This is a genomic window from Pseudonocardia sp. DSM 110487, from assembly GCF_019468565.1.
In the GTDB taxonomy this organism is placed as follows: Bacteria; Actinomycetota; Actinomycetes; order Mycobacteriales; family Pseudonocardiaceae; genus Pseudonocardia.
Window position 1 is genome coordinate 5,198,666 of sequence record NZ_CP080521.1, and the last position, 19,903, is coordinate 5,218,568.

Annotated in this window: 18 protein-coding genes; 9 read left to right on the plus strand and 9 right to left on the minus strand. The window is 72.8% G+C overall.

What is annotated here, in order from left to right; all coding sequences use genetic code 11:
• Window positions 1-103: 103 nt before the first annotated feature.
• Window positions 104-799 (minus strand): HAD family phosphatase, encoded by a 696-nt coding sequence (locus K1T35_RS24335; protein WP_255620653.1) that lies wholly within the window; start codon window positions 797-799, stop codon window positions 104-106.
• Entirely contained in the window at window positions 789-4,349 is a 3,561-nt protein-coding gene (gene metH, locus K1T35_RS24340; RefSeq protein ID WP_220254008.1) for a methionine synthase, read from the minus strand. The genes K1T35_RS24335 and metH overlap by 11 nt, the downstream gene beginning before the upstream one ends.
• Window positions 4,350-4,416: 67 nt before the next feature.
• On the opposite strand from metH, the gene K1T35_RS24345 reads away from it, so the two are divergent.
• Both K1T35_RS24345 and K1T35_RS24350 read left to right on the plus strand, forming a co-directional pair.
• Window positions 4,417-5,301, plus strand: a complete 885-nt coding sequence (locus K1T35_RS24345) for a PAC2 family protein (protein WP_220254009.1) — start codon at window positions 4,417-4,419, stop codon at window positions 5,299-5,301.
• Complete coding sequence (locus K1T35_RS24350) at window positions 5,298-6,446, plus strand: MFS transporter (RefSeq protein WP_220262819.1); 1,149 nt, start codon at window positions 5,298-5,300, stop codon at window positions 6,444-6,446. Before K1T35_RS24345 ends, K1T35_RS24350 begins: the two co-directional genes overlap by 4 nt.
• Window positions 6,447-6,494: 48 nt before the next feature.
• Here the strand turns inward: K1T35_RS24350 and K1T35_RS24355 are convergent, their stop codons facing one another.
• Together K1T35_RS24355 and K1T35_RS24360 are read right to left on the minus strand one after the other, a co-directional pair.
• Window positions 6,495-6,896 carry a hypothetical protein gene (locus K1T35_RS24355; RefSeq protein ID WP_220254010.1) on the minus strand — a complete coding sequence of 134 codons (402 nt, stop codon included), beginning with the start codon at window positions 6,894-6,896 and terminating at the stop codon, window positions 6,495-6,497.
• A gap of 10 nt (window positions 6,897-6,906) precedes the next feature.
• On the minus strand, window positions 6,907-7,275 hold the full coding sequence (locus K1T35_RS24360) for a DUF2237 family protein (protein WP_220254011.1): 369 nt from the start codon (window positions 7,273-7,275) through the stop codon (window positions 6,907-6,909).
• A 35-nt stretch (window positions 7,276-7,310) separates the two neighbouring features.
• Between K1T35_RS24360 and K1T35_RS24365 the strand changes: the two genes are divergently transcribed.
• Window positions 7,311-7,475, plus strand: coding sequence for a hypothetical protein (locus K1T35_RS24365; protein WP_220254012.1), 165 nt, complete (start codon window positions 7,311-7,313; stop codon window positions 7,473-7,475).
• 267 nt (window positions 7,476-7,742) lie between these two features.
• Here K1T35_RS24365 and K1T35_RS24370 read toward each other — a convergent pair whose 3' ends face one another.
• Both K1T35_RS24370 and mshC read right to left on the minus strand, forming a co-directional pair.
• A complete protein-coding gene (locus K1T35_RS24370; RefSeq protein WP_220254013.1) occupies window positions 7,743-8,228 on the minus strand; it encodes a hypothetical protein in 486 nt (161 codons plus the stop codon).
• A 699-nt stretch (window positions 8,229-8,927) separates the two neighbouring features.
• Window positions 8,928-10,166 (minus strand): cysteine--1-D-myo-inosityl 2-amino-2-deoxy-alpha-D-glucopyranoside ligase, encoded by a 1,239-nt coding sequence (gene mshC / locus K1T35_RS24375; protein ID WP_220254014.1) that lies wholly within the window; start codon window positions 10,164-10,166, stop codon window positions 8,928-8,930.
• A gap of 115 nt (window positions 10,167-10,281) precedes the next feature.
• Here mshC and K1T35_RS24380 point away from each other — a divergent pair, with 115 nt between their 5' ends.
• Entirely contained in the window at window positions 10,282-10,803 is a 522-nt protein-coding gene (locus K1T35_RS24380; RefSeq protein ID WP_220262820.1) for a TetR/AcrR family transcriptional regulator, read from the plus strand.
• Window positions 10,803-11,981, plus strand: a complete 1,179-nt coding sequence (locus K1T35_RS24385; RefSeq protein WP_220254015.1) for an FAD-dependent monooxygenase — start codon at window positions 10,803-10,805, stop codon at window positions 11,979-11,981. Before K1T35_RS24380 ends, K1T35_RS24385 begins: the two co-directional genes overlap by 1 nt.
• An 8-nt stretch (window positions 11,982-11,989) precedes the next feature.
• Here the strand turns inward: K1T35_RS24385 and K1T35_RS49045 are convergent, their stop codons facing one another.
• Window positions 11,990-12,118 carry a hypothetical protein gene (locus K1T35_RS49045; protein ID WP_255622805.1) on the minus strand — a complete coding sequence of 43 codons (129 nt, stop codon included), beginning with the start codon at window positions 12,116-12,118 and terminating at the stop codon, window positions 11,990-11,992.
• 142 nt (window positions 12,119-12,260) lie between these two features.
• Here K1T35_RS49045 and K1T35_RS24390 point away from each other — a divergent pair, with 142 nt between their 5' ends.
• The 3 genes from K1T35_RS24390 to K1T35_RS24400 are packed head-to-tail and all read left to right on the plus strand — an operon-like array spanning window position 12,261 to window position 15,364.
• Window positions 12,261-13,145, plus strand: coding sequence for an N-acetylglucosamine kinase (locus K1T35_RS24390; protein ID WP_220254016.1), 885 nt, complete (start codon window positions 12,261-12,263; stop codon window positions 13,143-13,145).
• 32 nt (window positions 13,146-13,177) lie between these two features.
• The gene (locus K1T35_RS24395; protein ID WP_220262821.1) at window positions 13,178-14,203 is read left to right on the plus strand and encodes an SIS domain-containing protein; all 1,026 of its coding nucleotides are present in this window, start codon (window positions 13,178-13,180) and stop codon (window positions 14,201-14,203) included.
• Entirely contained in the window at window positions 14,204-15,364 is a 1,161-nt protein-coding gene (locus K1T35_RS24400) for an N-acetylglucosamine-6-phosphate deacetylase (RefSeq protein WP_220254017.1), read from the plus strand.
• A gap of 10 nt (window positions 15,365-15,374) precedes the next feature.
• On the opposite strand, the gene K1T35_RS24405 is transcribed toward K1T35_RS24400, so the two are convergent.
• Both K1T35_RS24405 and K1T35_RS24410 read right to left on the minus strand, forming a co-directional pair.
• On the minus strand, window positions 15,375-17,324 hold the full coding sequence (locus K1T35_RS24405) for a VWA domain-containing protein (protein WP_220254018.1): 1,950 nt from the start codon (window positions 17,322-17,324) through the stop codon (window positions 15,375-15,377).
• Between the two features lie 90 nt (window positions 17,325-17,414).
• Window positions 17,415-18,800 carry an ATP-binding protein gene (locus K1T35_RS24410; protein WP_220254019.1) on the minus strand — a complete coding sequence of 462 codons (1,386 nt, stop codon included), beginning with the start codon at window positions 18,798-18,800 and terminating at the stop codon, window positions 17,415-17,417.
• Between the two features lie 115 nt (window positions 18,801-18,915).
• Here K1T35_RS24410 and K1T35_RS24415 point away from each other — a divergent pair, with 115 nt between their 5' ends.
• The gene (locus K1T35_RS24415; protein WP_220254020.1) at window positions 18,916-19,899 is read left to right on the plus strand and encodes a zinc-binding dehydrogenase; all 984 of its coding nucleotides are present in this window, start codon (window positions 18,916-18,918) and stop codon (window positions 19,897-19,899) included.
• Window positions 19,900-19,903: the final 4 nt, after the last annotated feature.

Here is a 19,903-nt window from a genome sequence, read left to right on the forward strand (position 1 = left end):
CCCGGCCTGGTGCTGCGCCCGGTCAGCGCGGTGCGCCGGACGGTCTCAAGCCTCGCATCACTGGTGGCGGCCCCGGCGACCGGACCCCGGCCGCGACGAGCGGTCACGCCACGCGCTCGCCCCGTGCCTGCGCGTAGCTGAGACGTACGTCATCCGATGTGAGCCCGAGTAGCGAGCCTCGATGGACCCGCCGCGGTCCGGCCGGCACCGCCACGTCGCACGGCACGACGAGCACGGCGCATCCGGCCCGCTCCGCCGCGATGGCACCCGTCGGCGAGTCCTCCACTGCGAGGCAGGACTCGGGGGCGACGCCGAGCAGCTCGGCGGCCCGCAGGTAGGGGTCGGGGTCGGGCTTGCCGCGCGGGACCTCGTCTCCGCAGACCGTGACGGTGAAGTGCTCACGCCCGATGCTGTCCAGCGCGTTCTCGGTGAGCGAGCGCAGCGTGTTGGTGACGAGCGCGGTGGGCCAGCATGCGGCGCGAACCATGCGCAACGCGTCGAGGGCACCCGGTCGCCACTCCAGCCCGGCCGCGAACAGTTCGCCGGTGCGGTCGGTCAGGTACTGCTCGGCTTGCGCCATCCGCATCGCGTCCCGCTCCAGGCCGAGGTCGTCGAACATCAGCCCGAGCGAGCGCGCCATGTTCGAGCCGACCATCGCTTCGCGTGCCTCGGCGGAGAGCTCGCCACCCAGCCACCGGCTGGTGTCGGCGAGGGAGATCGTCCAGACCTTCTCGGAGTCGACGAGGGTGCCGTCCATGTCCCACAGGACCGCGGCCGGACCGGACGGGTTAGCCAGCATTGAAGTACTTCGCCTCCGGGTGGTGGGCCACGAGCGCGTCGGTCGACTGCTCGGGATGCAGCTGCAGCTCATCGGACAGCTGCACGCCGATCCGGCCGGGTTCGAGCAGCTCCACGATCTTGCTGCGGTCCTCGAGGTTCGGGCAGGCGCCGTAGCCGAGCGAGTACCGCGCGCCCCGGTAGCCGAGCTTGAAGAACTCCTCGACGTCGTCCGGGTCCTCGGCGGCGACCACACCGCCCTCTGCGAACACCAGCTCCTCGCGGATGCGCCGGTGCCAGTACTCGGCAAGCGCCTCGGTGAGCTGCACGCCGAGGCCGTGCACCTCGAGGTAGTCGCGGTAGGCGTCCTTGGCGAAGAGCTCGTTCGCGAAGTCGGCGATGGGCTGGCCCATCGTCACCAGGTGCAGCGGCAGCACGTCGACCTCGGCCTCGGCGATCGCCCGGTCGCGGGGCCGCCAGAAGTCGGCGAGGCACAGGTGCCGGTCGCGGCGCTGGCGTGGGAAGGTGAACCGGAAGCGCTCGTCGGCGTCCGGTTTCGGCTCGGCGAGCACGACCAGCGAGTCGCCCTCGGCGACGGCCGGGAAGTACCCGTAGACGACGGCGGCGTGCGCGAGGACCCCCTCTGTGTGCAGCCGCTCCAGCCAGTACCGCAGCCGCGGGCGCCCCTCCGTCTCCACCAGCTCCTCGTAGCTGGGGCCGGCACCGGCCTTCGCACCGCGCAGGCCCCACTGGCCCAGGAACAGCGCGCGCTCGTCGACCATGCCGGAGTACTCGGCCACGGCCACGCCCTTGACCACCCGGGTGCCCCAGAACGGCGGGGTGGGGATCGGGTTGTCCAGCGCGACGTCCGAACGTGCCGGCAGCGGACCCGCCACCTCCGCCTCGGCGGCCCGGCGCTTGGCCGCTATGCGCTGTGACCGCTCGTGGCGCGCCTTGCGCTCGGCCTGCTTCGCTTCCTCTTCCGGGTCGACGGCCGGGGCGAGCCCGCGGGCGCGGGCCATCGTGGCGTCCATCAGCCGCAGGCCCTCGAACGCGTCGCGGGCGTAGGAGACCCGGCCCTCGTAGACCTCGGTGAGGTCGTTCTCCACGTAGGAGCGGGTGAGTGCGGCGCCGCCGAGCAGCACGGGGAGCTTCTTCGCCACCCCGCGCGCGTTCATCTCCTGCAGGTTCTCCTTCATCACCACCGTGGACTTCACCAGCAGCCCGGACATGCCGACGGCATGCGCTCGGTGCTCCTCCGCGGCGGAGACGATCGTGGAGATCGGCTGCTTGATGCCCAGGTTCACGACCGTGTAGCCGTTGTTGGTGAGGATGATGTCCACGAGGTTCTTGCCGATGTCGTGGACGTCGCCCTTGACGGTGGCGAGCACGATGGTGCCCTTGCCGTCGGAGTCGGTCTTCTCCATGTGCGGCTCGAGGTGGGCCACCGCGGCCTTCATCACCTCGGCGGAGGCGAGCACGAACGGCAGCTGCATCTGCCCCGAGCCGAACAGCTCGCCGACCGTCTTCATCCCGGACAGCAGCGTGTCGTTGATGATCTCCAGGGCCGGCCGCGACTTCAGCGCCTCGTCCAGGTCCTCGGCCAGGCCGTTGCGTTCGCCGTCGACGATCCGCCGCTCCAGCCGTTCGAACAGCGGCAGGCCGGCCAGCTCCTCGGCGCGCCCAGCCCTTGCCGAGCTCGCGGTAACCCCTTCGAACAGCTCCATGAACCTGTTCAGCGGGTCGTAGCCGGGGCGGCGGCGGTCGTAGACGAGGTCGAGCGCCACCGAGCGCTGCTCGTCCGGGATCTTCGACATCGGCAGGATCTTCGCCGCCGAGACGATCGCGGTGTCCAGGCCTGCGTTCACCGCCTCGTGCAGGAACACCGAGTTGAGCACCTGGCGCGCCGCGGCGTTCAGCCCGAAGGAGATGTTGGAGACGCCCAGCGTGGTCTGCACGTCCGGGAAGCGGCGCTTGAGCTCGCGGATGGCCTCGATCGTCTCCAGGCCGTCGCGGCGCACCTCCTCCTGCCCGGTGGTGATCGGGAAGGTGAGCGTGTCGACCACGATGTCCTCGACGTGCATGCCGTGGTTCTCGGTGAGGTCGCGGATGAGCCGCTCGGCCACCCGCACCTTCCACTCCGCGGTGCGGGCCTGGCCCTCCTCGTCGATGCACAGCGCGACGACGGCGCAGCCGTGCTCGCGGACCAGCTCCATCGCGCGCTGGAACCGCGACCCGGGACCGTCGCCGTCCTCGTAGTTGACCGAGTTGATGATGCAGCGGCCGCCGAGGCGCTCCAGCCCGGCGCGCAGCACGGCGGGCTCCGTGGAGTCCAGCATGATCGGCAGCGTCGACGCCGTGGCGAGCCGCCCGGCCAGCTCGTTCATGTCGGCGACGCCGTCGCGGCCGACGTAGTCGACGCACAGGTCGATGAGGTGGGCGCCGTCGCGGGTCTGTTCGCGGGCGATCGCGACGCAGTCCTCCCACGCCTCCGCGAGCATCGCCTCGCGGAACTTCTTGGACCCGTTGGCGTTGGTGCGCTCGCCGACCATCAGCACGGAGGTGTCCTGCCGGAACGGCACCGCGGCGTAGAGCGAGGAGACGCCCGGCTCGGGGCGCGGTGCTCGCCGCGCGGGCCGCAGGTCGCGGATCGCGTCGGCGACGGTGCTGATGTGTTCCGGCGTGGTGCCGCAGCAGCCGCCCACGAGGCTCAGCCCGTAGTCGCGGACGAACGTGGCGAGCGCCTCGGCGAGCTCGTCGGGCGTGAGCGGGTACTCCGCGCCCTTCGGGCCGAGCCGCGGCAGGCCGGCGTTCGGCATCACCGAGAGCGGGATCCGCGCGTGCTTGCTCAATGTGCGCAGGTGCTCGCTCATCTCGGCGGGGCCGGTGGCGCAGTTGAGCCCGATGAGGTCGACCCCGAGCGGCTCGATGGCCGAGAGGGCGGCGCCGATCTCGCTGCCGAGCAGCATCGTGCCGGTGGTCTCCACCGTGACCTGGGTGATCAGCGGGATGCGCCTGCCCTCGGCCGCCATCGCCCGCTGCATGCCGTGGACCGCGGCCTTCACCTGCAGCAGGTCCTGGCACGTCTCCACGACGAATGCGTCGGCGCCTCCGGCGAGCAGCCCGCGGCCGCACTCGGTGTAGGCGTCGCGGAGCCTGCCGAAGGTCTCGTGGCCGAGCGTGGGCAGCTTCGTGCCCGGCCCGACCGAGCCGAGGACGAACCGGGGCCGGTCCGGGGTGGACAGCTCGTCGGCGACCTCCCTGGCCAGCGCCGCCCCCTTCTCCGCCAGCTCGCGGATCCGGTGGGCGATGTCGTACTCGGCGAGGTTGGGCAGGTTGGTGCCGAACGTGTTGGTCTCGACGGCGTCGGCGCCCGCCTCCAGGTACGCGCGGTGGATGTGGCGCACGACGTCGGGCCGGGTGTCGTTGAGGATCTCGTTGCAGCCCTCGAGGCCGTCGAAGTCATCGAGGGCCAGGTCGGCCGCCTGCAGCATCGTGCCCATGGCGCCGTCGGCGAGCACCACGCGCTCGGCGAGCGTGTCGAGGAACGTCGAGTGGAGATCGGACCGCACCCGTCCACGGTAGCCGCCCGCGGGGGATACACCGGTGGGGCCGCAGCGCGGGCCGTAGGCTGGACCGATGACCGATCGCGATCCGCGAACCGGAGCGTCGGGCGACCTGCCGCGTCTGGTCGATCCGGTGATGATCGCCGCCTTCGAGGGGTGGAACGACGCAGGGGAAGCCGCCAGCACCGCGCTGGAGCACCTCGAGCTGAGCTGGGACGCCGCGCCGCTGGCGTCGATCGACCCCGAGGAGTACTACGACTTCCAGGTCACGCGCCCGCACGTCCGGCTGACCGACGGGGTCACCCGGAAGATCGAGTGGCAGACCACCCGGCTCTCGGTGGCCCAGCTACCGGGCACCGAGAGGCACGTCGTGCTCATCAACGGCATCGAGCCCAACCTGCGCTGGCGCAGCTTCTGCCGCGAGCTCCTCGGCTACGTCGAGAAGCTCGGCGTGACGAAGGTCATCACGCTCGGTGCGCTGCTCACCGACACCCCGCACACCCGCCCCACCCCGGTGAGCGGCATCTCATACGACAAGTCCTCGGCAGGCGAGCTGCGGGTGGAGCCGTCGAGCTACCAGGGCCCCACCGGCATCGTCGGCGTCTTCCAGAACGCGTGCGTCGAGGCAGGGATCCCGGCGGTGTCGTTCTGGGCGTCCGTGCCCCACTACGTGTCGCAGGCCCGCGTGCCGAAGGCCGCCGTCGCGCTACTGCACCGCGTGGAGGAGGTCCTCGACGTCGAGGTGCCCCTCGGCGGGCTGCCGGAACAGGCCGAGGAGTGGGAGCGCACCGTCTCGGAGATGGCCGAAGCCGACGACGAGGTGCGCGAGTACGTGCGCCAGCTCGAGGAACAGGCGGAGGCCGAGGGCGACGCGCTGCCCGAGGCCGACGGGGACGCGATCGCCGCCGACTTCGAGCGCTACCTCCGCCGCCGCGGCACAGGGGGTTCGGGCAACTGAGTCCGCCGCTCGCGCGAGCGGGGCTTTACGCGGGAGCGTTCCTCGGGCCGTTCGGGGCCGGGATCACCGTCGCGATGCTGCCCGAGCTCGGGGCGTCGTACGGCGTGTCGCCGGGGTCGGCGTCGCTGTCGGTCACGGCCTACTTCCTGCCGTTTGCGGCGGTCATGCTCTTCTCGGGCACCCTCGGCGAGCGCTGGGGTCGGCGGCGGACGGTCGTCGTCGGCTACGCCGGTTACGTGCTGGCGTCGCTGGCGTGCGTCCTCGCGCCGACGTTCCCGCTGTTCCTCGTGGCGCGAGCGCTCCAGGGCGTTGCCAACGCCTTCACCACGCCGCTGCTGCTGTCCGCCCTCGGGGCCGCGGCGCCTCGGGACCGGCTGGGGCGCGCGCTCGGCTGGTTCGGGTCGCTGCAGGCGGCAGGGCAGACGTCCGCCCCGTTGCTCGGGGGCATCGCCGCGGAGGCCGACTGGCGGTTGGCGTTCGGCGGTGTCGCGGTCGTCGCCGCTGCGCTCGCCCTGATCGGGATCCCCGCCGACGAGACCGCCGACGGTGCGCGGCACGAGCGGCTGGCCACCGCGTTGCGCGCCGCGCTGCGGCCCGAGGTCCTTCGCGTCGGCACGGCCGCCGCACTCGGCTGGGGCTGCCTCACCGGGCTGAGCTTCATGGTCGCGCTGCGGCTGGAGGAAGGGTTCGCGCTCGGCGCAGGGCCGCGCGGGCTCGTGCTCACCGCCGCGGGCGTCGCGGGTCTGCTCACCGCACGGCTCGTCGGTGGCAGCGTCGACCGGATCGGGCGGCGCCGCAGCGTGCTCATCGGTGCGGCAGGCGGCGCGCTCGTCGTCGTGGGCGTCGGGACGCTGCCCGCCGTCTGGACGGTTGCGCTCGCGTGGGCGCTCGGCGGGGTCGCCACCCAGTTCCTGCTCGTCGGCGTCAACGCGCTCGTGCTGGGATCTGAGCGCAACCGCAGCGGGGCGGTGTCGGTGGTGCAGTCGCTGCGCTTCGGCGGTGGCGCCCTGAGCCCGGTGGCTTTCACCCCGCTGTACCACGCCGACCCCGTGGCCGGCTTCCTGGTGCCCGCGGCGCTCCTGGCCGTCGCGGTCCCGGCGGTCCTCCCCCGCCACCCCTCAGGTTCAGGAACGCCACGTTCATGAACCTGCAGGACAGAAACGCCACGTTCCTGAACTTGCAGGTGCCGCTGCCTACCGGGTCAGGAGCGTGAGGAGGGCGCGGGCGTAGGCGCGTTCGGCGTCCACGTCCACGTGGCGCTCCTCCGAGCCGTCCGCGCCCTCGATCACCACCGCGAAGCCGTCACCGATCGGCTCGAGGCGCCGGAACCGGGCGCCGAGCGCCGCGCGCAGCTGGCCTTCGCGCGGCAGCCAGACGACCGCTTCCTGCGGCACGCTGTCGAGCGCCCACTCCGTGGTGCCGTTGAAGCGGATCAGGGGGCCGGTGGGCGCCTGGTGCACGTCGATCGTCAGCTCGCTCACCACGAACACGTCGGCGTCCATCTCCCGGGCAGGGATGACGAAGCGGTCGCCGGATGCGGGCGTCCACTCCAGCCCAGCGGCCCGCAGCCGCAACGCCAGCTCGACAGAGATCATTTCGCCGCGATCACGTGCCGGATCGCACGGCGTGCTCGCGCAGGTCGGCGAGGTCCACCCAGTCCAGGGTGCGGGCGTGCGTCGCCTCCAGCACGATCGGCGGCGCGACCCCGGCCGCGAGCGCCTCCGCCCAGCGGTCGGCGCACAAGCACCACCGGTCCCCCGGCTGCAGCCCGGAGAAGCCGTACTCCGGTCGCGGGGTGGACAGGTCGTTGCCCCGCTCGACGCTGAACTCCAGGAACTCGGCTGTGACCTGCGCGCAGACCGTGTGCACGCCCGCGTCCTCGGCGCCGGTGTCGCAGCAGCCGGTGCGATAGAAGCCGGTCATCGGGTCGGTGCCGCAGGTCTGCAGCTCACCCCCCAGGACGTTGCGCGCCATGTGCTCCACCCAACCAGAACGGGTAGCCCGCGCGCATGACCGAGCCAACCGCGATGCCGCCCGATCCGGAGCCGCCGCCCGGCACGCCCGACCTGGACGTCGACCTGCCCGCAGACGAGGGCGACGACGATCAGCCGGGCAACGTGCCCGCGGACGACGACGTGGACCCGGACGCCGGAGCCATGGAGCCACCCGACTGATCCGGCACGCGCTCACCCCGCCGGTTCGGCTCCCGACTGCTGTCGTGTCGGTGTTCCACGCGGCCGGACGACGGCGCTTTGGGAGCGCCAACCGACCGGGGCGTTCGCTACGGGGATCCGGGTCCTGTCCCGCAAGGGCGACCGTTTGCACCAGAGGGCTGGCTCCGGGGCCGGGAGGGTAGCCAGTGGTGGTCGTTCGAGGAGTGCCGTGGCGCCACGATCCACCCGCGTCCTTCCGGGAGGTGAGGCACGGCACCGACCCGGAGATCAGTCGTGGAGGTATGTGAGACGCCACGACTCCCCGATGTGGTTCATCGTGTTCATTCGCTTTTCCGGCGGGTAGAGCGGGGCGTACCCTGTACCGACGCTCCAGTTCCCCGGCGCCAACGACGTGAGCGCGGTCTGACCACCGAGGCTCGTCACCCGCCAGAGCTGATGGTCGTCACCGGTCTTGCACGGATCGATGTCGGTCACTGCATTCCCGTGCCTGTCGACCATCCAGCTGAGGCAGAAGTGGCCCTTTAGGGCCAAATTCTGGAGCTGCAGCACGGAATCACCCTGAACGCGGTTGATCCGCCATCGATCCAATTCTCTCTTCGGCTCGTGGCACCCGGAGCTCGAAGGGTAGAGATCCGGTACAAGTTGCCCATTGATAGACACCATCCGCGTCACCATGTGCAGGCAGCCTTGCCCGCCATCGATGCCGTAGACGCCGCCGGGGGCCGCCGACGCTGACCCGGTACCGACGGTCATCGCAATCAGTGCAAGGCCCACCGCCGTGAGCGCCCCGGCCAGCTTTATCCGCAGGCACGACCCGCCTCGCCGTGACGACTTCATCGCTGTCCACCCCGTTCCGATCCGCAATATCCCTCCCGGCGGGAGGAACGGCCGCCAGCATCGGAGCTTGACGTTTCACCAGCCTTTCAGCTGCGCTTCGCCCGGTCAGGCGGGTGCGGCGCCGCAATTTGGCAACCAACACAATCGCTGGTCGGCTACCGCGAGAACCGTAGCGGCACCGACCCGCCGCCGAGCCCTAGCGACATCCCGTTCGTCGGCAGTCGCGCCCAACACCCATAGACGGTCTACTCGGTGCATTGCCCCTTCCTCGGCTATGTACAGCACGTCGGTGGACCGTCGCGAGCGCGGTCGGCCCCGGAGGTTCTGCCACGGCGTGGGCCGTTCGTCGCGGCGCGGGTTGGTGTTCGACGCGACCGGCCGGCCGCTGAGAGCTGAATCGGCTTTGCCGCGTGTCCATCGTCACCGGATGGGAAGAGAGACCCCGTAGCAATGCTTCGCCGCCGAAGGCCTGCAACAGCCGCCTCGGCTCATGCCCGCTCGCCGCCCATACCGACTGTTTCCGCTGGTAGAGAGCCTGGTCCCCGGTGTTACAAGAACAGCCCGTGCTGCAGTCGGTGTGGGGTAGCAGATGTCGATGCGAGCGGGCCGGCGGCGCTAGAGCACCACTCCGAGCAGCGCGTCGGCCGCGTCGCGGGCGAGCGCCGGGGCCCTCTCGTCGCGGCCGCGGCGGTCGAGGGCCTCCCCCGCCCACGCGTCGACGGCGGCGAGCGCGGCGGGTGTGTCCAGGTCGTCGGCGAGGTGGGTGCGCAGCCGGGCCACCATGTCGTCGGCGGGCGGGGCGGCGGGGAGCGCCACGGCGGCGCGCCAGCGGGCGAGCCGGGCCTCGGCGGTGGCGAGCAGGTCGGCGGTCCACGCGCGGTCGGTGCGGTAGTGGCCGGCCAGCAGCGCGAGCCGCACCGCGTTGGGGTCGACGTCCTGCGCGCGGAGCTTGGAGACGAACACGAGGTTGCCGCGCGACTTCGACATCTTCTCGCCGTCGAGGCCGATCATGCCGGTGTGCACGTAGTGCCGGGCGAACGGGTGCACGCCGGTGAACGCCTCGGCGTGGGCGGCGCCGAACTCGTGGTGCGGGAACACCAGGTCGGATCCGCCGCCGTTCAGGTCGATCTGGTTACCGAGCCGGTTGAGCGCGATCGCCGTGCACTCGACGTGCCAGCCCGGGCGGCCCGCTCCGAGGTCGGACTCCCACTGCGGCTCCCCCGGCCGCGCCATCCGCCACAGCAGGGCATCGGCCGGGTGGCGCTTGCCCGGGCGGTCCGGGTCGCCGCCGCGCTCCCGCGACAGCGCGATCATCGTGGCCTCGTCGTAGTTCGACTCGTAGCCGAAGTGGCCGCTCGCGCTCGAGTCGAAGTAGACGTCGGGGTACTGCGGGTCGGGCACCCGGTACGCGGCGCCTGCCGCGAGCAGCTTGCCCACCAGCTCCGCGATCTCCCCCATCGCCTCCACCGCGCCGACGAACTGGCGCGGCGGCAGCACCCGCAGCGCCTCCATGTCCTCCCGGAACAGCGCCGTCTCGCGCATGCCGAGCACCACCCAGTCGTCGTGGTCGCGGGCGGCGCGCTCGAGCAGCGGGTCGTCGATGTCGGTGACGTTCTGCACGTAGTGGACGTCGTGGCCCAGGTCGCGCCACACGCGGTGGACCAGGTCGAAGGCCAGGTAGGTGGCGGCGTGGCCGAGGTGGGTGGCGTCGTAGGGGGTGATGCCGCAGACGTACATCGTGGCGGTGCTGCCCGGCGCCGTGGGGCGGATCCGGCCGGATGCGGTGTCGTGCAGCCGAAGCGGCGGGCCCCCGCCTTCGAGCCGAGGGACGTCGACGGATGCCCAGGTCTGCATACCCAACAACTTACGTGATGCTATCCTTTGGGCAATCGCCCAAGGCGAACGCCCTAGAGAGGTGCACGTGGCCGAGACAGCGGCGGCCAGGGGTCGTGAGGTGCGGCTCCGGCTGATGCGCGCAGCACGGGAGCTCGTGCCCGCGCGCGGGTGGACGGCCGTGAGCACGCGCACCCTTGCCGAGCATGCGGGCGTCGCGCCCGGACTCGTGCACTACCACTTCGCCTCACTGCAGGCGCTGCTCGTCGAGGCGGCCGTCGGCGCGCTCCGGGACGCGCTCGGTGGCGTCGACGCGCTGCTGCGCCAGGCCGCTACGGCCGGCGAGCTCGTCGAGCTCCTCGTCGCCGAGGTGGACCGCTACACCGGCACCGACCCGGCGTCGCTGCTCGCCACGGAGACGTACCTGGCCGCCACCCGCGACCAGGACCTGCGCCGTGAGCTGGTTGTCGTCCTGGAGGACTTCCGGGACCGGATCGCCCGCGGGTTGCGCGAGCACGGCGTACCCGATCCCGACGCGACGGCGGCCGTGCTGGCCGCCGTGATCGACGGGGTGTTGCTGCACCGCGCGCTCACCCCGCTACCCGGCGGTGCGGTGGCTCCTGTCCTGCGCAGGATCGTCGAGGGGGGAGGACGGTGATGAAGGTCGCGATCTGCGGTGCCGGGATCTCCGGGCTCGCGCTGGCACACCAGATGCACGCCCACGGCTGGGACGTCGTCGTGCTGGAGCGTGCGGCGGGCCCGCGCGAGCAGGGCTACATGATCGACTTCTTCGGCCCCGGCTTCGACGCGGCCGAGGCGATGGGGTTGCTGCCTGCGCTGCGCGAGCGGGCCCATCCGATCGACGAGGCGAGCTACGTGGACTCCTCCGGGCGCACGACGGCCCGGCTCACCTTCGCCCGGTTCGCCGCCACGGAGAACGGCGGACTGCTGAGCCTGTTGCGTTCCGAGCTGGAGGCGGTGTTACGGGAACAGCTGCCCGATGCGGTCGAGCTGCGGTTCGGAGCGGGTGTGGCGGAGGTGCGCAATGGGCCCGATGCCGTGGACGTCGGGCTCACCGACGGCACCCGGGTCACCGCCGACCTCCTCGTCGGCGCGGACGGGATCCACTCCACCGTGCGGCGGCTGGTCTTCGGGGAGGAGCAGCGGTTCCTGCGCTACCTCGGGTTCCACACGGCGGCCTACCAGTTCCACGACCCGGTCGTGGAGGAGGTGACCCGCCGCCGCATCTGCCTGACCGACACCCCGCGGCGCCAGATGGGGATCTACGGCCTTGGCGCCGGCCGGGTCGCGACGTTCACCGTGCACCGCACGCCCGACCCCACGCTCCCCGCCGACGCACGGGAGGCGGTCCAGGAGGAGTACGGCTCGCTCGGATGGCTCGTCCCCCGCGCGCTCGCGGCCTGCCCGCCGTCGCCCGAGGTCTTCTACGACCAGGTGGCGCAGATCGAGATGCCGCGGTGGAGCCGTGGGCGGGTGACCCTGCTGGGCGACGCGTGCGCCGCCGTGTCGCTACTGGCCGGTCAGGGCGCATCGCTCGCCGTCGGCGGCGCGTACGTCCTCGCCGAGGAGCTCACCGCCGCCCCGACGCTCGAGTCGGGCCTCGAGCGGTACGAGCGGGCATGGCGCCCGGTCGTCACCGATCGGCAGGAGGCCGGACGGCGAGCGGCGCGGTGGTTCCTGCCTGCCTCGCGGCGGCAGGTTCTCCTGCGCAGGGCCGTGCTGAAGCTGGGCCGCCTGCCCTGGCTGGATCGCGCGATCGTCAGGACCGTCGCGGGCGACCCGACGCCGGTGCTCGCGCGGTTGACCGCTCGATAACCGCGGCGTCAGGCCCACCACTCGTGCGGCAGCTTCGCCTCGATGTCACGCACGTGCCGGCGCGCGCAGGCCGGGCACAGCCAGTGCTCCCGGCCGTCGGGGTCGCGTTCCCGCACCCAGGCGATGGCGTCCGCCACGCCGGCATCACGGTGGGTATCGCAGTGCCGGCAGGTGTCCACGCGCACAGCATGACGAACACCATGGCGACTTGCCCGCGCCCCTGCCGCGTGACAACCTGAGTCAAGTCATCTAGACCAAACGTCTACTGTGAGGGTGCGCGTGCGGACCGTCATCGGGGTCGACATCGGCGGCTCCAAGACGCACGGGATCCGGGCCGTCGGCGGCGAGCCGGTCGCCGAGGCGGTGGCCGGCAGCGCCAACGTCGCCGCCGTGGGCCTCGCAGAGGCCGGGCGCCAGCTCGACGCCCTGTTCGCCCAGCTGGACGTCCGCGGGGTCGACGCCGTGTGCGCGGGGGCTGCGGGCGCCGACGGCACCGAGTCGATCGCCGCCGTCACGCGCCTGTTCGCCGACCGGGTGCCGGGCGCGCAGGTGAGCGTGGTGCACGATGCGCGGCTCGTGCTCGGGGCCGAGGGCCTCGACGAGGGTGTCTCCCTGATCGCCGGCACCGGCTCGGTGGCGTGGGGCAGGCGCGTCGACGGCACGGAGGCGCGCGCCGGCGGATGGGGCCACCTGCTCGGCGACGAGGGCAGTGGCTACCGCGTGGCGATCGACGCCGTGCGGCACGCGCTGGATCGGATGGACGCGGGCGCGCCCGTCGACGCGCTCACCGCCGCGCTGCTGTCGAGCTGCGGCCTCGCCGACCGCACAGAGCTGATCGACTTCGTCTACGTCCGCCAGGACCGCCGGTACTGGGCGGAGCGCGCCGCCGTCGTCACCGGGCTGGCCGCACGGGGCGACCCGGCCGCGGCCGGGATCATCGACGTCGCCGCCGACGCCCTCGCCGCGCTCGCAACGCGTGTCCTCGACCGGCTGGACCTGCCGGGCCCCGTGGTGCTCGGCGGCGGGTTCGCCGTGCACCAGCCGCTGCTGCAGCGGGCCGTGCGCGAGCGGCTCGACGGCAGCGAGGTGCGGCTGCTGACCCACGCCCCCGCCGTCGGTGCGGTGCGACTCGCCACCGCCCTCCCCGAGATGGAGATCCTGTGACACCCGCTCTCACGTCCCGGCCGGGCCACCTGATGGCGGCGGAGATCCGCGAGCAGCCCGCCATCTGGCGCAGCCTGCTCGCCCATGCCGGGGAGGCGGGCATCGACGCGGCCGCCGAGATGATCCGCGCCAGGCGCCCTCGCGCCGTGCTGTTCGTCGCCCGCGGCACGAGCGACCACGCCGCGCTCTACGCGAAGTACCTCGTGGAGATCCGCCACGGCCTGCCGGCGGGGCTCGTCTCCCCCTCCACGATGACCGCCTACGGCGCCCGCCCGGACCTGCGCGACGTGCTGATGATCGGCGTGAGCCAGTCGGGCGGCTCGCCCGACCTCGTCCGCTCGCTCGCGGTGGCACGGGAGCAGGGCGCGCTCACCGTGGCTGTCACCAACGACGTGTCCTCGCCGTTGGCCCAGGTCGCGCACGCGCACGTCAACGTGCTCGCGGGCCCCGAACGCTCGGTGGCGGCCACCAAGTCCTACACCGCACAACTGCTGGCGCTGTACCTGCTGCTGGAGCGGGTGCGCGACGTCGACGGCCGCGTGGCAGCCGCGCCGCTGCCGGACCTCGGCGACGCGCTGCTCGCGCGGGGTGACGAGATCACGGCGCTCGCGCAGCGCTACCGGTTCGCGCAGCGGATGATCACCACGGCGCGTGGCTACTCCTACCCCACCGCGCGCGAGGCCGCGTTGAAGCTGATGGAGACCTCGTACGTGTCGGCGCAGGCGTTCTCCGGCGCCGACCTGCTGCACGGCCCGCTCGCGCTCGTCGACCCGCAGGTGCCGGTGCTCGCCGTCGTGGCGTCGGGGGTGGGCGGCGCGGCGATGGGCGACGTGCTGCCGCGGCTCGCCGAGCGCAGCGCTGACGTGTGCTGCGTGGGCCACCGGGCCGCGGTGGCCGACGCGGCGGTCGGTTTCACGCTGCCCGATGGGGCGCCCGAGGAGCTGTCGCCGCTGCTGGAGATCCTGCCGTTCCAGCTGCTCGCGCTGCACGTGGCGGTCGGGCGCGGCGGCGACCCGGACGCCCCGAGGGGGCTGAGCAAGATCACGGAAACCCTGTAGATGGGCACTGGGATCCTCGCGGCGCGCACGCTCGTCGCCGACGGCCTCCCCGTCGGGCCGGGCTGGGTGCAGATCACCGGCGACCGGATCATCGCGACCGGGACCGGTCTGCCCGCCACGCCTGATGTCGATCTCGGAGATGCCGTGCTCGTCCCCGGCTTCGTCGACATGCACGTGCACGGTGGCGCGGGTGCCGCCTTCCCGGACGGCGACACGGAGGCGGCCATGCGGGCCGTCGCGTTCCACCGCGGGCACGGCAGCACGACGATGGTCGCGAGCCTCGTCGCCGCCGGGCCGGACGAGCTGCTGAAGACCGTCGACGCGCTCGCCGACCTGGTGACCGACGGTGAGCTGGCCGGCGTGCACCTGGAGGGCCCGTGGCTCGCCGAGGGCCGCTGCGGCGCGCACGACCCCCGCCAGCTGCGCGACCCCGACGCGAGCGAGCTCGACCGCCTGCTGGGGGCCGGGAACGGCGCGGTCCGGATGGTGACGCTCGCCCCCGAACGGCCCGGCGGCCTGGACGCGGTGCGCCGGATCGTCGGCGCGGGGGCGGTCGCCGCGCTCGGGCACACAGACGCCAGCTACGCGCTCACCCGCGAGGCGATCGACGTCGGCGCGCGCGTCGGCACGCACCTGTTCAACGCCATGGCGCCGGTGCACCACCGCGAGCCCGGCCCCGCCGTCGCGCTGCTGGAGGACGACCGCGTGACGGTCGAGCTCGTGACCGACGGCCTGCACGTGCACCCGGCCCTGTGGGAGCACGTCGTCCGGACCGCCGGCACCGGGCGAGTCGCGGCGGTCACCGACGCGATGGCCGCGGCCGGCATGCCCGACGGCGACTACCACCTCGGCGCGATGCGCGTGACCGTGGCCGGCGGGGTGGCCCGGCTCGCAGCGGGCGGCGACGGCAGGGTGGGGGCGATCGCGGGCAGCACGGCCACCACGGACGCCCTCTTCGCGAAGGTCGTGCGGCACGCGGCGGTACCGCGGGCCGAGGCGCTGCGGCGGGCCGTCGCGCTGACCGCCACCTCCCCCGCGCGGGCGCTCGGCCTCACCGACGTCGGAGTGATCGCGGCGGGTCGGCGCGCCGACCTCGTGGTGCTCGACCCGCAGCTGCGAGTTCGCGAGGTCTACCGGGCAGGTACGCCACTCGCGGGTTGAGGAGGACGCCTCAGCGCTTGCGGGTGCGTAGGTAATCGCTCACCACCTCGGCACCCAGGCCGTCCAGCGTCGGGGCCACCACCCTTCCGCTGCAGCGTCTCGCCACGTCGTCGACGAACATCGCCAGGCGCGGGTCGTCGCCGAGCATGAAGAAGGTGATCGACGGCCGGAGGGTCGTGATCTTGTCAAGGGCGCCGATGGTGGCCCGCAGGGTCTCCGGGCTCGGCGGCCAGTCGAACACCGACTCGCCGTCGGGCTCCAGGTGAGCCGTGGGCTCGCCGTCGGTGACGATCAGGACGACGGGCTGCGCGTCCGGGTTGTGGCGCAGGTGCTCGCCCGCCAGCAGGAGCGCGTGGTGCAGGTTGGTGCCCTGCTCCCACACCCCCTCCAGGCCGACCAGCTCCCCCAGCTCCACGGTCCGGGCGTGGCGGCCGAACGTGATCAGCTTCAGGTCGTCGCCGCGGAACCGCGTGGAGATCAGCTGGTGCAGCGCCAGCGCCGTGCGCTTCATCGGCACCCAGCGCCCGTCCTGCACCATCGACCATGAGGTGTCGACGAGCAAAGCCACCGCCGCGCGGGAGCGCTGCTCGGTCTCGACGATCTCCACGTCGGTGACGTCGAGCGGGCGGTCGTCCCCACCTGCCCTGCGCAGCTGGGCGTTGAGCAGCGTGCGCGGCACGCTCCACGCCTCCGTGTCGCCGAACGCCCACGGACGGGTGGCCCCGGTGGCCTCGCCCGCGGGCCCGGACCTGCGGTCCTCCCGCTCGCCGCGCCGCGCACCGACCTTGTCGACGATGTCGCCGAGCGCCGACTCCCCGAGGCGCCGCAGCGCCTTGGGCGACAGCTGCAGCGACCCGTCCGGCGCCCGCTCGAACAGGCCCTGCCGCTCCAGTTCGCGCTGCAGCTCGGCCAGCGCACGGGCGTCGACTCGCGCCTGGTCGCCCAGGTGCTCGCCGAGCGCGTCGAGGTCGATGTCCTCCATGCGCGCGCCGGGGTAGCTCTGCGACAGCTGCTCGGCCAGCGCGTCGAGCTGCCCGAGCTGCTCCATCGCGCGGGTGGCCTCGCCCATGCCGAGCGGGTTGTCGCCGCGGAAGCGGCCCTGGCCCTCCCAGTCCTCGCCGGGCCGCAGGCCCTGCAGCTGGGCGTCCAGCTGGGAGAGGGCCTGCGCCAGCCGGGGATCACCGAACGCCTGCTGCGCGAGCTCCATCAGCTCGGCCCGCTGCTCGGCCGACATCGAGTTGAGCATCCGCTGCGCCGCGGCGGCCCGCTGGGCGAGCAGGTCGATCAGTTCCTCGGTGTTCTGCGGGTTCTCCGGGAAGAAATCGCCATGCTGCTGCATGAACTGCTGGAACTGCTCGGTGGTGTCCTGCCCCGCCGCATGGTTGGCGAGCAGGTTGTTCAGGTCGTCGAGCATCTCCCGGATCCGCTCGACGTCCTCCGGGGTGGCGTTCTCCATCGCCTGCTTCATCCCGGCGAAACGCTGGTCCAGCATTTCCCGGCCGAGCAGGTCGCGGATCTCCTCGTACGCCTCGCGAGCGTCGGAGGACTGCCAGTCGTATTCGTTGAGTTCCCGGACGGCTCCGCCGGTGTCCGACGGCAGCGCGTCGAGCTGCATCTCCCGGAACCGGGCGTCGTCGGTGTCCTCGCGGCCCAGCAGGTCCCGCTCGGCGTCGAGCGCACGTTGCAGCAGCTCGCGGACCTGCTGCAACGTGCCGTCGAGCCGGTTCTCCCGCTGCAGCCTGCTGCGGCGCTGCCAGATCTCGCGGGTCAGCTCGTCGAGGCCGCGTCGCTCGCGCGTGCCCTGGCGCAACAGCTCCTGCAGCGCCGACCGCGGGGAGGAGCCCTCCATGACATCGCGGCCGATCGAGTCGAGGGCCTCCCGGATGTCGACGGGCGGGGCGAGCGGATCGGGCCCGTCGACATAGGGCCCGTATGCGAAACGGCGACTACGTCGCGCCACGACGCCCTCCTTCCCGGCGTTGATTCCGACGAACGGCGCGTTCGTCGGATAGGTACCGACGAACGCGCCGTTCGTCGGAATGGGGGCGGCTCATTCGTAGATCACCTTGTCGTCGTCCGACTCGCTCTTCGTCAGGCGCCTCGTCAGGTACAGGAGCTCCAGGGCCAGTTCTGCTGCGCTCGCCATCGGGCCCGGGTCCTCGGTGCCGGCGGCGTCGAGGCGCTTGGCCACCTCGGTGAGCTCCTCGACGGCCGGCAGGGCGGCCACCACCTCCACCGCGGGCACCCGCTCACCGGTACGCACCGGCGACTCGGCCACGGCCTCGGCGAGGGGGTTGAGGTCGATCCCGCGCAGGCGGGCGCGGGCGGTGTCGGCGGTGGCGCGGCGCAGCAGGTGGTCGAGGTGCTCCATCTCGCGCCCCTCCTCACCGGAGGCGAACTCCAGCTTGCCGCGCAGCACGGCCGCCACCGACTCGAGGTCGATCGGCCGGGCGACCGGGCGCTCCTCGCCGGTGATCGCGGCTCGGCGCAGCGCCGCCGCGGCGACGGTCTCGGCGGCCGCAACAGCGAACCGCGCCGAGACGCCCGATCCCTGGTCGACCGCGCTGGACTCGCGCAGCGACCGGGTGAACCGGGCGACCACCTCGACCAGGTGGCGCGGGACGTCGGCGACGAGCTCGGCCTCCTGCTGCACGAGCGCGATCTCGTCGGACAGCTCGAGCGGGTAGTGGGTACGGACCTCGGCGCCGAACCGGTCCTTGAGCGGGGTGATGATCCGCCCGCGGTTGGTGTAGTCCTCCGGGTTGGCGCTCGCCACGAGCAGTACATCGAGGGGCAGCCGCAGCGTGTAGCCGCGGACCTGGATGTCGCGCTCCTCCATGACGTTGAGCAGCGCCACCTGGATGCGCTCGGCCAGGTCGGGCAGCTCGTTGATCGTGACGATGCCGCGGTGAGCGCGCGGCACCAGGCCGTAGTGGATGGTCTCGGGGTCGCCGAGCGAGCGGCCCTCGGCCACCTTGACGGGGTCGACGTCGCCGATCAGGTCGGCGACGGCGGTGTCGGGGGTGGCGAGCTTCTCGGTGTAGCGCTCGTCGCGGTGCCGCCAGGCCACCGGCAGGTCGTCGCCCAGCTCGGCGGCGCGGCGGCGGGAGGCGGGGGTGATCGGGTCGTAGGGGTGCTCGCCGAGCTCGGAGCCCTCGATGACGGGGGTCCACTCGTCGAGCAGGTTGACCAGGGTGCGCAGCAGCCGGGTCTTGCCCTGGCCGCGCTCGCCGAGCAGCACGACGTCGTGCCCGGCGATCAGTGCGCGCTCCAGCTGCGGGAGCACGGTGGACTCGAACCCGACGATGCCGGGCCACGGGTCGCGTCCCTCGCGGAGCGCGGCGATGAGGTTGAAGCGGATCTCGTCCTTGACACCACGGAGCTCGTGGCCGGACGCGCGGAGCGCGCCCAAGGTTCGGGGGAATCCAGAAGGCACGTAATCAACGTTACGCCGGGCACCCCGCCACGGCGCGAGCGAGATCCATTGACCTCGACCTGACTTCAACTCTTAACGTGCCGTCGACAAGGTCGACACCAGCGAGGAGAACGACGTGAAGGCGATCCGGCAGTACGAGTTCGGGCCCGCGGAGACGCTGCGCTACGAGGAGGTCCCGGACCCGGTCCCCGGCGAGGGTCAGGTGCTGATCGAGGTCGCCGCGGCGGGCGTGCACCTGCTCGACACCACGATCCGGAACGGGACGAGCGGCGGGCCGTTCCCGCTCCCCCAGCTGCCGATGACGCCCGGCCGGGAAGTGGCGGGCACCGTCACCGCGACGGGGCCCGGCGCCGACCCGAGCTGGACGGGCAAGCGCGTGGTCGCCCACCTGGGCATGGCGAGCGGCGGGTACGCCTCCCTTGCGGTCGCCGCCGAGACCTCGCTGCACGAGATCCCCGGCTCGCTCACCGCGGAGGCCGCCGTCGCGATGATCGGCACGGGCCGCACCGCGGTCGGGATCCTCGACGCCGCCGGGATCGAGGCGGGCGACGTCGTGCTCGTGCCGGCGGCGGCGGGTGGGCTCGGGAGCCTGTTCGTGCAGGCGGCGCGCGGAGCGGGCGCCGTGGCCGTCGGGCTCGCGGGCGGGCCGGAGAAGGTGCGGCAGGTACAGGCGCTCGGCGCCGACATCGCCGTCGACTACCGCGAACCGGGCTGGCCGGACCGCGTCCTCGCCGCGCTCGACGGGCGCAAGCCCACCGTCCTGCTCGACGGCGTCGGCGGCGAGGTCGGGCGCGCCGGGGTCGAGATGCTCGACATCGGCGGGCGCATCGTGATGTTCGGTTGGACCTCTGGTGAGGTCACGCCGTTCACGAGCGCCGACATCGCCGCTGGTTCGCTGTCGGTCGTGTGGATCACCGGGCCGCGGATGCTGAAGCGCTACGGCGGCCTGCGCGGTCTCGAGACGCAGTCGCTCGCCGAGGCCGCCGCGGGACGGCTGACGCCGCTCGTCCACCCGCCGTTCCCGCTCGCCGACGCCGGGGCGGCGCACCGGGCACTGGAGAGCCGGGCGACGACGGGCAAGGTCGTCCTGGTGCCCTGACCGG

Coding starts and splice junctions, on each gene's coding strand:
- K1T35_RS24365 (WP_220254012.1), top strand. CDS start 7,311: ATGACCGAGCCAACCGCGATGCCGCCCGATCCGGAGCCGCCGCCCGGC.
- K1T35_RS24355 (WP_220254010.1), bottom strand. CDS start 6,896: ATGATCTCTGTCGAGCTGGCGTTGCGGCTGCGGGCCGCTGGGCTGGAG.
- K1T35_RS24345 (WP_220254009.1), top strand. CDS start 4,417: ATGACCGATCGCGATCCGCGAACCGGAGCGTCGGGCGACCTGCCGCGT.
- K1T35_RS24380 (WP_220262820.1), top strand. CDS start 10,282: ATGCGCGCAGCACGGGAGCTCGTGCCCGCGCGCGGGTGGACGGCCGTG.
- K1T35_RS24385 (WP_220254015.1), top strand. CDS start 10,803: ATGAAGGTCGCGATCTGCGGTGCCGGGATCTCCGGGCTCGCGCTGGCA.
- K1T35_RS24370 (WP_220254013.1), bottom strand. CDS start 8,228: ATGACCGTCGGTACCGGGTCAGCGTCGGCGGCCCCCGGCGGCGTCTAC.
- K1T35_RS24360 (WP_220254011.1), bottom strand. CDS start 7,275: ATGGCGCGCAACGTCCTGGGGGGTGAGCTGCAGACCTGCGGCACCGAC.
- K1T35_RS24335 (WP_255620653.1), bottom strand. CDS start 799: ATGCTGGCTAACCCGTCCGGTCCGGCCGCGGTCCTGTGGGACATGGAC.
- K1T35_RS24400 (WP_220254017.1), top strand. CDS start 14,204: ATGGGCACTGGGATCCTCGCGGCGCGCACGCTCGTCGCCGACGGCCTC.
- K1T35_RS24395 (WP_220262821.1), top strand. CDS start 13,178: ATGGCGGCGGAGATCCGCGAGCAGCCCGCCATCTGGCGCAGCCTGCTC.
- mshC (WP_220254014.1), bottom strand. CDS start 10,166: ATGCAGACCTGGGCATCCGTCGACGTCCCTCGGCTCGAAGGCGGGGGC.